This is a genomic window from Henriciella sp., assembly GCF_049649345.1.
In the GTDB taxonomy this organism is placed as follows: Bacteria; Pseudomonadota; Alphaproteobacteria; order Caulobacterales; family Hyphomonadaceae; genus Henriciella.
In genome coordinates, this window is the sequence record NZ_JBARZC010000325.1 from 1 (window position 1) to 11,850 (window position 11,850).

The window sequence follows — 11,850 nt, forward strand, 5'->3', positions numbered from 1 at the left end:
GCTCAGCGCCTATGTCGGCCAAAGGCAGGCACCGTCAACAGACACCGCAGAGCTCGCTGACGAGATCGCCGCGGCCTATAAGGATGGCCTGCCCGGCTGGTTCGCCTATTTTCTGCTGGGAACGATAGGCGAGACCGAGGCTGCGCTGGACGTTGTGGAGGCGGACGCTTCAGGCGGCCTGCTCGATACGTCGGTCATTCTGTTCGATCCGGACATTCCCGGCCCAAGAGACACGGAACGGTTTTTCGCCCTCGTCGAGACGCTCGGTTTTGTGACCTACTGGCAGGAAAAAGGCCCACCGACGGTTTGCGCCGATGAGCCTCAGTCTCTGCTCTGCCGGCGGCTGGACCGGCAATGAGTGTTCAGCTAGCTCGCAATCTCTGCGATCAGCGCATCGAGGTCGCCGCCATTCTCGTCGAGGATGGCGTCAAACTGGGCACGTTGCTCAATCGCGAACCAGACATTCTGGACTTCGATATCGACAATCTTCCAGTCGCCTGACCCGTACAGGCGCCAGCTCACGGTCTGGCGATCGTCATCCGTGGTCACGATGGTCTGCACAATGGCATCATCGCTGCCGCGGGCCTGGACGTCTTCAATGGCCACCTCAGCCTGCGAAAAGCCGGACAAATGGTCCTGAAGCTGATTGTTCGCAAAGGTGCGGAACGCGGCGATATATTCTGGTTTCTGGCTCTCGCTGAGATTGTCCCAGTGATTGCCGAGCGCGAACTGGGCCACACGGTCGACATCGACAAGCTCGAGGATTGTGTCGGCTTCGGTGGTCGAGATTTCTGCATCATCGAGAGCCGCCAGTGTACGGTCAACGGCTTCGCTGACGACCTGTTTGGCGTCATCGTCCGCCGCCTTCGCATAGGCCGAAGGGCTTACAGCAAAGGCGACAGCAAGCGAGCAGACGCTCGCCACCAGGCCATTCTTTAGCCAGTCAATTCGTTTGCCGGTCATATCGGTCATGTGTTTCCTTTCGTGCCTTCTGCACGCTGTTGATAATGTCAGATCTGGACGAAGAATATGCCCGCCTGCCGGATACATAACGTTGGGCCGTGTCGAGGGTTGCAATCTGCTTTCAGGGCAACAGCAGGCAAGCGTCGCCATAGGAGTAGAAACGGTACTTTTCGGCGATGGCATGGGCGTAGGCCGCCTGCATGATCCCTGTCCCCATCAGCGCGCAGACCAGCATGAAGAGTGAGCTTTCCGGCAGGTGGAAATTGGTTACCAAGGCGTCTGTCACCTGCAGCTTGTCGCCGGGTTTGAGGAAGATGTCGGTTGGCCCGATCGCCGGGACCAGACGGCCCTTCTCGACAGAGCTCTCCAGCGTGCGCAGCGCGGTGGTGCCGACGGGCACGCATTTGTGACCCTGATCACGCACCGCATTGAGACGCTCGGCCACTTCAGGGCTGACCCGCCGCCATTCTTCATGAAGCCGGCCGCTTTCAAGCTGGCTCTCTTTCAGGGGCGAGAACGTGCCGAGCCCCACATGAAGCCGGACCGTCTCGCTGCCAATCCCGGCAGCAGCAATCTCATCGCGTAGGCGCGGGGTAAAATGCAGGCCGGCCGTGGGCGCGGCGACAGATTGGGCCTCTTCGCCGGCAAAGCTGGTCTGATAGGTCTCGCGGTCCTTCGCGTCGGCTGCGCGGCGGCGCGCGATATAGGGCGGAAGCGGCATGGCACCGTGGGCGTCCAGCGCTTCGTCCAGCTCGCGGCCTGCAAGATTGAACACGAGTGTGATCTCACCCGTCTCGGCCTTGTCGGTGACTTCGGCCTCGAAGCCATCGCCGAAACCGATCACATCGCCAGGTTTCAGACGCTTGCCCGGCCGCGCCAGCGCCCGCCAGGTCGACGCATCGACCCGCTCGACAAGGTTGGCGTCGACGGCAACATCTGCGCCGGTCTCGTCTCGCGCTGGGCGGAGGCCTTTCAGCGCTGCCGGAATAACCCGCGTATCGTTGAAGACGAGCGTATCGCCAGCCGAGAGATAGCGCGGCAGGTCCCGCACGCTGGCATCCTCCAGCCGTCCGTCGCCATGTACGACGAGCAGGCGCGCAGCATCCTGCGGCTCCACGGGCCGCAGCGCGATCAGCGCGTCAGGCAGATCGAAGGAATAGTCTGAAAGGTCCAATGGAGGCGCTTAGCCTTCCACCACCGCTGGCACCCTTGGCAGATCGCAAATGTCATTCTTGAGCTGCGCGGCTGCGGCCAGGCGGTCCGTCCAGACTTCGGTATCCGTGTTCTGGACATAGGCCACAGGGCGCTCGCCTTCGGGCAGGTCAGACGCCATCACGGCCTTGTTGAGCACATCCGGATTCTCGATCGGCGTACCGTTTGGCTCTGGGCCTTTCTTGATCGCGCGGACGACTTCGAACCCGTCGATCACGCGGCCCCAGGCGGTGTACTGCTTGTCGAGATGGTCGGCCTGATGGCGCATCAGGAAGAACTGGCTATTGGCGGAATTCGGATCATTGGTCCGGGCGGTCGAGACGATGCCGGGGCAATGTGGCACCCAGCTGTCGAGCATGCCATCGCCCGTCATCTCGGCCACGAATTGCGCCTGCGAAGCCATCGGGAAACCTTTGTACAGCCCCTGTTTGGCATCCGGCACAGGGCCGACCGGGTTCATCACCATCTCGGCCGGATTGCGCCGGAAGATAAATTCGCCTTCGATGTCCGGCAGGCCGGACTCCCGGCCCTTCAGCGCGAAGATGTCGCCGCCCTGCGCCATGAAATCGTCAATGACGCGGTGAAACACCGTGCCGTCAAAATCGCCTGACTTTGTGATGGCACGGAACTGCTCGACATGTTTCGGCGCGACTTCCGGCAGCATCTCGACGAGGATACGGCCCTTGGTCGTGTCGAGGATCCAGAGATTCTCAGCCTCGACCTTGCGCCAGTCACCGGGCGCGGCCTCGACGTCTGCCATGGTAAACTCAGGCGCGGCGGGTGCCGCATCGGTCTCTGCAGGGGTTTCCTGCGCGCAGGCGGCAGCCACAATCAGGCTCGCACAGCCAAGTGCAATCGAAACGGTCCGGGTGATGTTCACTTGTATTTCTCCAGAAGCTTGTCCCTCACGCGCGGCGTGACAAAGGAACTGATATCGCCCCCAAATTTTGCGATTTCCTTGACGAGCCGCGATGCGACCGCCTGATGCTGAACATCCGCCATCAGGAAGACGGTTTCAATCTCGCGGTTCAGTTGCTCGTTCATGGCCGTCATCTGGAACTCGTATTCAAAGTCCGACACAGCCCGCAGACCGCGGATGATGACATGGGCGTTGCACGCCTCGGCAAAATGCATGAGCAGATTGTCGAACGGTTTCGCCTCGATCTCGATATTGCGCGGATTGGGCAGGTCGGCGACCTCCTGCTCGACGATGGCCACCCGTTCCTCAAGCGAGAAGAGCGGCTTCTTGGTCTCGTTTACCGCCACGCCGATAATCAGCTTGTCGACGAGCTTGATGCCGCGTCCGATAATGTCGAGATGCCCTTTGGTGATCGGGTCAAAAGTTCCAGGATAAAGCCCGACACGTTCCATCAGCATCTCCACTCAACAAGGCCCCTCGCCTGCTGCACCAGCTGCAACAGGACAGGCACCTATTCCTCGGTTTCCTCGTCCTCTTCTTCCACAAGGCGGGCCACTGAGACAACCCGTTCATCCTCATTGGTCCGAAGAACCCAGACGCCAGAGGTCGCCCGGCCGGCAATCCGGATCTGGTCGACACCTGTGCGGATCAGCTGGCCGCCATTAGTGACGAGCATGATCTGGTCATTGTCATCGACCGTGAAGGATTGGGCGATCTTCTTGACCGGCCCCTTCTTCTTGTCGGAGCTCCAGATATTGTGCGCGACCAGGCCTTTGCCGCCGCGTCCGGTGACGCGGTAGTCATAGGAAGAGGAGCGTTTGCCGAGGCCGTCATCGGCGATGGTCAGGATGAACTGCTCGGCGGCGCCCATTTCGGCAATCCGTTCCGGGCTGAGCGCAGCTTCCTCATCGCCATTCTCCTCGCCATCATCATCGGCCACGGCATCTGTCTCGTCGACTTCCTCCTCACCGGTCGCGGCACGGCGCATGGCAGCGGCATGTTTGAGATAGGCGCGCGCCTCAGGCGAGGTAAACTCGATATGGTGCAGCACGCCCATCGAGATGACTTCATCAGCCTTGTCGAGACGGATGCCGCGCACGCCGGTCGAATTGCGTCCGGCAAAGACGCGCACATCATCGACCCGGAAACGGATACATTTGCCGAGCGCGGTGGTCAGCATGATGTCATTGTCTTCGGTACAGATCTTCACCGAGACGATGCCATCACCCTCATCAAGCTTCATCGCGATCTTGCCGTTGCGGTTTACGCGGATGAAGTCGCTGAGCTTGTTACGGCGGACCGTACCGGAGCGCGTCGCGAACATGACATCGAGGCTGTCGCGGCTTTCCTCATCATCCGGCAGCGGCATGACAGAAGTAATCCGTTCATCCTTGGCGAGCGGGAAGATATTGACCAGTGCCTTGCCGCGCGACTGCGGCGAGCCGACAGGCAGGCGCCAGACCTTCTCCTTATACACCATACCTTCGGAGCTGAAGAAAAGAATCTCCGTATGCGTATTTGCCGTAAACAGACGAGTGACAAAATCCTCGTCCTTCATGGACACGCCGGACCGCCCCTTGCCGCCGCGATGCTGGGCGCGATAGGTCGACAGCGGAACGCGTTTGACATAGCCGCCATGGGTCACGGTGACGACCATGTCTTCGCGCTCGATCAGGTCCTCATCGTCCATGTCGGCATCAGCGAAGGTAAACTCGGAGCGCCGCGGTACGGCGAATTTCTCTTTCACCTCGTTCAGCTCCGCGCGAATGATGTCGAGGATGCGCGGACGCGAGCGGAGGATGTCGAGATAGTCGGCAATCTTCTCCGACAGGCCTCTTGCTTCATTGCCAATCTCGTCGCGGCCAAGGCCGGTGAGACGCGACAGCTGCAGGGCGAGAATAGCGCGGGCCTGCTCATCGGACAGATAAATCGTGTCATCGCCGCCAGGGCGCGTGCGCCGGTCTGCGATCAGCTCCAGAAGCGGCCCCATATCCATCACCGGCCAGGCCTTGGCGAGGAGTTGCTCGCGGGCCGAGTTCGGGTCCGGCGCGTGGCGGATAATGCGGATGATTTCGTCAATATTGGCGACAGCAAGCGCAAGGCCAACCAAAACGTGCGCGCGGTCGCGGGCCTTGTTCAGTTCGAACTTGGTACGCCGCGCCACCACTTCCTCACGGAACTGGATAAAGGCCTGCAGGACCTGGCGCAGATTGAGCTGCTCAGGCCGCCCGCCATTCAGCGCCAGCATGTTGACCGGGAAGGAGGTCTGCAGCTGTGAATACCGGAACAGCTGGTTGAGTACGACGTCCGGGCTTGCATCCTTCTTGATCTCGACAACCACGCGGATGCCATGACGATCAGACTCGTCGCGAAGGTCGGCAATGCCCTCGATCCGCTTGTCGCGGACGAGTTCTGCGATCTTCTGCACCATGGTCGCCTTGTTCACCTGGTACGGGATCTCGCTGACGATGATCGCCTGACGGCCGGATTTCACATCCTCGATCTCGGTGCGCGCGCGCATCAGCACAGAGCCGCGCCCTTCGAGCAGCGCCTTGCGCGAACCGGCATAGCCGAGGATCAGCCCGCCTGTGGGAAAGTCAGGTCCGGGAACAATTTCGAGCAGTGCTTCGTCATCAATGCCCGGCTCGTCGATCATGGCGAGCGTCGCATCGACCACTTCGCCGAGATTGTGCGGCGGAATATTCGTCGCCATGCCGACTGCGATACCGCCGCCGCCATTGACCAGAAGGTTTGGGAACTGGGCCGGCAGCACCATGGGTTCCTTTTGGGAACCGTCATACGTGTCCTGGAACTGGACCGTATCTTTGTCGATGTCAGCGAGCAGGTATTGCGCCGCCTTGGTCATCTTGGATTCGGTATAGCGCATCGCGGCTGGCGGATCATTGTCGATCGAGCCGAAATTGCCCTGCCCGTCGACCAGGGTCAGCCCCATGGAGAAAGGCTGCGCCATCCGCACGAGCGCATCATAGATCGCGCTGTCGCCATGCGGGTGGAAGTTACCCATCACGGCACCGACAATGTTCGCCGACTTCTTGTAAGGCTTGTCCGGCGTGTTGCCGTTGACCTGCATGGCATAGAGAATGCGCCGGTGAACGGGCTTCAGGCCGTCGCGCACATCGGGCAGCGCACGGCTCACAATCACGCTCATCGCATAGTCGAGATAGGAGCGTTTCAGCTCGTCTTCGATATCGACCGGATCAACGCCATCTTCATGCGGCGGGATCGGGTTTTCCGGCTCGTCTGGCGGTGTATTTTCGTCGCTCACGGGAAGCCTGCCTTGATCTGTCTGACGCGGGCCGCGAATCGCCCGCAGAATCTAGCTTTCAGCCTAGCAAACCCCCGCTAACGGCACAAACCGGAAACCCGCCTTTCAGCAGCTGCTGAAAGATCAGGTGTCCGTCCGTGCTTTGCCGGTCACAGCTGGCGATCAGAGCAAATCCCCGCCTGCCGCAGCCGCCGTCGTTCCATCCTTCTTGAACGCCTTGATCACATTCTTGCCCGTGATCCATTTGTGGACCTCGTCCGGCCCGTCCACGAGCCTCTGCGAGCGGATATGCGTGTACCAGGCCGCCAGCGGCGTATCGAGCGAATAGCCAAGCGCGCCATGCAGCTGGATCGCGGTGTCGACCACCTGATGCACCATATTGGCAAGGAAGACCTTGGCGATGCCATTTTCCTGGCGAAGATCCATGCCATTCTCGGCCTTGTAGGCGATATGCATCAACATGAGACGGGCGATGTAGAGCTGGCTCGCGCATTCGGCCAGCATGAACTGGACGCCCTGGCGGTCCTCCAGACCCTTGCCGAAAGTCGAGCGGCTGGTCACGCGCTCGGTTGCCAGGTCCAACGCGCGCTGTGCCATGGCGACATTGTGCATGCCGTGGCGCAGGCGCCCATAGGCGAGCCTGTGCTGGCCCATGGCGAAGCCCTTGCCCTCACCGCCAAGCAGATTGTCCGCCGTCACGCGCAAATCCTTGATCTCGACCTCGGCATGCCCGCCGCCCATGATCTCATAGAGCGGCCCATGCACGGCCATGGTCGGGATGTCGCGCTTGATATTGTAGCCCTCATTCGGCAGCTCGACGATGAAAGTCGAGAACTGCTCATGGCGCGGCGCTTCCGGATTGGTCTTCGCCATGACGACAGCGATATCGGCAACGCTTGCGGCCGAGGAGAACCATTTCTCGCCATTCAGCACATAATGGCTGTTGCCGTCCTTTTCCGCGCGGGTCTGCATGCCGGTCGCGTCGGCGCCGGCGGCCTTCTCGGTCATCGAATAACAGACGCGTTTTTGGCCGTTCAGGATCGGCTTGAGGAAGCGTTCCTTCTGGTCCTCGGTGCCGTGTGCCAGCAGCGTCAGCATAGTCGCGTCATCAGGCCCCTGCGAGTTCATCGACAGCGCGCCTAGATGGCTCTGGCCAAGCTCCATCTGGACCAGCGCATTGGCGAGCGGGCCGAGCCCCATGCCGCCATGCTCCTTCGGGATGAAAGGCAGCCACAGGCCTTGCGCACGCGCCTTCCCGCGCAACTCGTTGAGGACGGTCTTGTAGTCCTCGCCCTTTTCCAGGCGCTTCTCCGCCGGGATACATTCATCCTGCACCCACTGGCGCACGCGCTCGCGAACCGCCTTGGCCTCATCCGGGATGGTAAAATCAATCGACATGGCGTGGTCTCCCTTTTCTCTGGGGTGGGAGCTAGGCGGATCGCGGCAGGCAAAACAAGCCCTGACGGAGGGGACGGTCGCCCGCTAATTTTTTGAGGCCTTCGTCAGCCCGGACAGCATTTCCGGCTTTGACGCGTCGGCGCATCCAACTAATCTTTGCCAAAAGAGGGAGGGAGATATGAGCCAGGCTTTTTCGCGCAGACAATCGCTGCAGCTCTTGGGCGCCGGCCTTGTTGGCGCGGCCAGCGTTCCGCTCCGCGCAGCCGCCAAAGACCGCGCTGCAAAGGGCTGGCGGGGCGGCGTGTCCCTGCCCTCCCCTGTCCAGGAAATCTATCCCTGCCTGCATGACGGCCGCATCCATCTGGCCGGCGGCTTTGTGGCCAGGGATGGCAAGATCACGGGCCCGACCGCGGAGCATCACGCCTTCAACGCCTCGACCGGTTATTGGGAACGGGAAGCCGCCCTGCCCGTCCCGCGTCACCACCCGCAACTTGTCAGCTACAAGGGCAGCCTGTTCTGCATTGGCGGCTTTGAAAGCCGTGAAAATGGCGTGTGGCAGATGCAGGGCGATATGTGGCGCTATGATGAGGCTGAAGAGGACTGGGCGTGGGCTCCGGATCTGCCTGCGCCGACCGGTGAAAGCGTTGCGGCTGTGGCCGATGGTCTTCTGTTCGTGATCGGCGGGCGCCTGCCAAAGGCCGGCAGAAACCTGGACTGGGACGACCATACCGACATCGCCACCAACTGGGTCTTCGATGGCGAGCAATGGACAGACGCCGCGCCGATGCCCACAGCGCGCAACAGCGCAGCCGGCGGCGTGATAGACGGCTATATCCACATTGTCGGCGGGCGCACGGTCGGCGGCGGCAACACTGCCGAACATGAAGTCTATGATCCGGCCTCGGACCGCTGGGAACGCCTCGCGCCCTTGCCGAAGGCACAAGGCGGGCTTGCCGCAGCCACTGTCGGCAACAGGCTGTTCGCCTTTGGCGGGGAGTATTTCGGCAATGGCGGCGGGGTCTATCCGGATACCTGGGAATATGACGCGTACAGCGACACCTGGCGCTCTGTCGCCGACATGCCCCAACCGCGCCATGGTCTCGGCGCCGTGGCGCTGGACGGCGACATCTACGTGATCGGCGGCGCACGCAAGGCCGGCGGCACCGAAACAAGCGCAGCCGTCGAGATCTACCGGCCTGGACGGGCTAGCTGACCAGCAGCGATTTCAGAGCCTGGCTCGACGTATTGTTCCGGAAGTTCGCCAGATTGGGCAGCACGCCTTCCAGCTCCGCCGTACCGAGGCCAAACCAGCGCCCCAGCGGTTCTGCGAACTCCTCCACCGACGTGGTCGGGATCAGCCGGCCATGGCCTGCATCCTGCTCATGGTCAAACTCGGGCGGCGGCACATCGCCATAGATCGTCCGTCCCTCGACCGCGCCGCCAACAACGAAATGATGGCTGCCCCAGCCATGGTCGGTGCCATCTCCATTGACCGCCAGCGTCCGGCCGAAATCCGACGCTGTGAAGGTTACCACATCGCGCGCCGCGCCGACTTCCTCCAGCGCTGAATAAAACGCCGCTATGCCCGCATCGAGCTCGCGCATGAGCCGCGGCAGTTTGAACGCCTGGCCCGAATGGGTGTCGAAGCCGTCCATTGCGACAAGGAAAACCTGGCGGGAATTCAGCAGCGTATTGCGGATCGCAACCGTCTCGGCAACCGCTTTCAGTTGCTGGCCAAGCTGATTGTCCGGAAATTGTGTCGCCAGCGGGACGAGCGCTTCACGCGCATCATTGAACATGGCGTTCAGATCCATGGAGTCTTCAGCGATATTGATTAGATCCTGCTGGATGAGATTGTCTGTTTGATATCCAACCGCGCGGAAGTGGTCGATAATGGCCTGCTCAGCATCTGTATCGCTGAACTCCATCGCCATCCTGATCTCAGTGCGCCCGGCTGTGCTGATCTGGTAGGGATTGGTCTGTTCGCCCGTCGAGAAAAGCTGGTTGGTCATGGTCGACAGCGAGGTGAATTCCGGCACGGCATTGCCGCCCGAGGCCTTCGCCGCATCGCAGAAGCGTCCGCCCCATCCATACTTGGCCCCCTCCGGCTTGTTGGCCATCCAGCTTGCGACCTGATCATTGTGGGAGAAGAGACGGGCCGGCGTGGCAACGCTCCGGCTCTGCCACCCGCTGCGGCTGATCGGCTTCACGAGGGGGCCGACATTGCCGATGATGGCAGCGTTGCCCGCTTCAAACATGCTGTGAAGATTGCGCAGCTCAGGCGCGAGTGCAAACTGGCGCCCGCCAAAACCATCTCCATTCACAGGCGCGATCGGCAAAAGCTTGTCACGCTCGCGCGACAGGGCCGGGTCACCGCTCTTGTACTGCGCCAGAAGGGTCTGGCGGATGTCCGCATATGAATCGTAGGAGGCCGGATCGAACGGGATCAGCATGTCGTGACTGTCCATGCCCCCGAACAGGAAAATGCATACCAGCGCCTTATAGCCGGACACGTCGGCCGCCTGCGCCTGCTGAAACCCGCCCAGCGCACTGGATAAGGTCGCAAAGCTGCCAGCGCCGAGCGCCGTGGCTCCAAGCCCCTGAAGGAATTTCCTGCGGGAATGGCTCATCTTTTTACCCCTTGCATCAGCGCTGAACGACATAGTCCGGCGACGTCATGATCAGCAGAATGGCGGTGCCGACCCGCACGATCGGGCCGTCGCGAAGATTGTCCGGGTCATCCTCGATACTGAGCGGCGTAATCGCCTCTACAATCCGGCTCTCCAGGGCGTCGGAGAGTTCGCCATTGGTGAGAGCATCATCGAGATAGTCGACCAGTTCCGCCGGCCGGTCGGCGAGCGAGAAAGCCTCGTCATAATTAGCGATAAAGCTGGTCGCCTGGGCATCCTCGCGGGTCAGCCCCCGCCGATACACGAAGTACGTCATGAAATTCGTGTAGCCGACCACCGTTGTCGCATTGGTGATCTGAAGCTCGGGCACCGTCATCTCGGCGGCCCCTGTCGCCGTTCCGGGCGCGACGTAGCCAGGCCTGTAGAAATTGAACACGGACTGTGACTTGTAAGGCCCCTGATAGAGCGCTTCAGGCAAGGCGGTGTTGAACAGCATCCAGCTGTCCCAGGGTGAAAGCTGGGAGGCATTGAACGCTCTCGCCCAATGGGTAAAGCGCAGAACCGGCTCGCGTATCTTGCCATAAGTCGGGTCCCGGCGCGCCGCATCAGAGCGGGCCTCCTCATCCATCAGCACTGCAGCGATGACGGCCTTCATGTCGCCGCGTCCGGTCGTGCCAACCACGGTTCCATCAGGCAGTTCGTAGGTCCCGCGTTCGAAGGCTGCCGCGACCCGCGCGACATAGGCCGGATCCGGATTGCTGGTCACAAATCGCTGGATCAGCTGGCGCGAAATGAACGGGCCGACATTTGGATGCTCGAACAGGGTGTCGAGCGCCATATCAATGCTCTGCTCGCCCGGCGTGTTGGCCGGGATAACCGTGCCGAAAATCCGTTTCGGTTCGCTCGAATGTTTGTGATCGAACATCACCAGGGGCCGGTAGAGCGCGTCCTGGTCGGGCGGGTTCAGCTTGCTATAGAAGACCGGCGTATCGAGGCTCAGACCGGTGAAGACTTTCGCCATCTCTGTGACATCAGACGTCGAGTACGTCTCGATCGGATCGCCATTGCCATCCAGCTTGAGGGTTCCGTCCGGATTGAGCTCATTGAGACCGATCGTGAAGAGCTGCATGACTTCGCGGGCGTAATTTTCGTCCGGCATGCGGCCCGTTTCCGGATCGGCCTTCTCACTTTTCAGATAAGTCAGATACATCGCCATGGCCGGGGAATAGGTCACGTCGTGCAGAAGGTCCCTGAAATTGCCAAAGGCATTCTCGACCAGCACGTCCTGAAAGTGCGCCACCGCTGTCGGGCGAATGAAAAGCTGGTCAGAGGCCATCTCCGACCCCGAGATCACGAAAATCTGGGAAAGGGCGAAGGCGGTGCGCTGGCGCAGCTGGTCATCACCGCCAATGGCATTCATCCAGAAGCTGTGGGTCGGCGCC

Annotated in this window: 10 protein-coding genes; 2 read left to right on the forward strand and 8 right to left on the reverse strand. The window is 61.2% G+C overall.

Going from position 1 to position 11,850, the window contains the following annotated elements; all coding sequences use genetic code 11:
• Positions 1-358: hypothetical protein (locus tag WA989_RS08615; protein WP_424340094.1), on the forward strand; the 358-nt coding region annotated here is incomplete at its 5' end.
• An 8-nt stretch (positions 359-366) separates the two neighbouring features.
• Here the strand turns inward: WA989_RS08615 and WA989_RS08620 are convergent.
• The 6 genes from WA989_RS08620 to WA989_RS08645 all read right to left on the reverse strand — a co-directional run bounded on the left by WA989_RS08620 (position 367) and on the right by WA989_RS08645 (position 7,778).
• Positions 367-972: an MlaC/ttg2D family ABC transporter substrate-binding protein gene (locus tag WA989_RS08620; protein ID WP_424340095.1), complete on the reverse strand. Its 606-nt coding sequence runs from the start codon at positions 970-972 to the stop codon at positions 367-369.
• Positions 973-1,084: 112 nt separating this feature from the next.
• Positions 1,085-2,137, reverse strand: a complete 1,053-nt coding sequence (queA, locus tag WA989_RS08625; RefSeq protein ID WP_424340096.1) for a tRNA preQ1(34) S-adenosylmethionine ribosyltransferase-isomerase QueA — start codon at positions 2,135-2,137, stop codon at positions 1,085-1,087.
• A gap of 9 nt (positions 2,138-2,146) precedes the next feature.
• Positions 2,147-3,055 carry a peptidylprolyl isomerase gene (locus tag WA989_RS08630; protein ID WP_424340097.1) on the reverse strand — a complete coding sequence of 303 codons (909 nt, stop codon included), beginning with the start codon at positions 3,053-3,055 and terminating at the stop codon, positions 2,147-2,149.
• Positions 3,052-3,546, reverse strand: a complete 495-nt coding sequence (gene coaD, locus WA989_RS08635; RefSeq protein WP_424340098.1) for a pantetheine-phosphate adenylyltransferase — start codon at positions 3,544-3,546, stop codon at positions 3,052-3,054. Before coaD ends, WA989_RS08630 begins: the two co-directional genes overlap by 4 nt.
• 59 nt (positions 3,547-3,605) lie before the next feature.
• The gene (gene gyrA, locus WA989_RS08640) at positions 3,606-6,380 is read right to left on the reverse strand and encodes a DNA gyrase subunit A (RefSeq protein WP_424340099.1); all 2,775 of its coding nucleotides are present in this window, start codon (positions 6,378-6,380) and stop codon (positions 3,606-3,608) included.
• A gap of 162 nt (positions 6,381-6,542) precedes the next feature.
• Positions 6,543-7,778 (reverse strand): acyl-CoA dehydrogenase family protein, encoded by a 1,236-nt coding sequence (locus WA989_RS08645; RefSeq protein ID WP_424340100.1) that lies wholly within the window; start codon positions 7,776-7,778, stop codon positions 6,543-6,545.
• A gap of 178 nt (positions 7,779-7,956) precedes the next feature.
• Here WA989_RS08645 and WA989_RS08650 point away from each other — a divergent pair, with 178 nt between their 5' ends.
• On the forward strand, positions 7,957-8,991 hold the full coding sequence (locus WA989_RS08650) for a Kelch repeat-containing protein (RefSeq protein WP_424340101.1): 1,035 nt from the start codon (positions 7,957-7,959) through the stop codon (positions 8,989-8,991).
• On the opposite strand, the gene WA989_RS08655 is transcribed toward WA989_RS08650, so the two are convergent.
• A complete protein-coding gene (locus tag WA989_RS08655; protein ID WP_424340102.1) occupies positions 8,984-10,408 on the reverse strand; it encodes a DUF1501 domain-containing protein in 1,425 nt (474 codons plus the stop codon). The two genes, WA989_RS08650 and WA989_RS08655, sit on opposite strands and share 8 nt — an antisense overlap.
• Positions 10,409-10,424: 16 nt before the next feature.
• The coding region (locus WA989_RS08660; RefSeq protein ID WP_424340103.1) for a DUF1800 domain-containing protein at positions 10,425-11,850 on the reverse strand (1,426 nt) is incomplete at its 5' end.

Bases quoted from the DNA above. Each gene is read 5' to 3' on its own strand.
- coaD (WP_424340098.1), bottom strand. From the start codon at position 3,546: ATGGAACGTGTCGGGCTTTATCCTGGAACTTTTGACCCGATCACCAAA.
- WA989_RS08645 (WP_424340100.1), bottom strand. From the start codon at position 7,778: ATGTCGATTGATTTTACCATCCCGGATGAGGCCAAGGCGGTTCGCGAG.
- WA989_RS08655 (WP_424340102.1), bottom strand. From the start codon at position 10,408: ATGAGCCATTCCCGCAGGAAATTCCTTCAGGGGCTTGGAGCCACGGCG.
- WA989_RS08650 (WP_424340101.1), top strand. From the start codon at position 7,957: ATGAGCCAGGCTTTTTCGCGCAGACAATCGCTGCAGCTCTTGGGCGCC.
- WA989_RS08620 (WP_424340095.1), bottom strand. From the start codon at position 972: ATGACCGATATGACCGGCAAACGAATTGACTGGCTAAAGAATGGCCTG.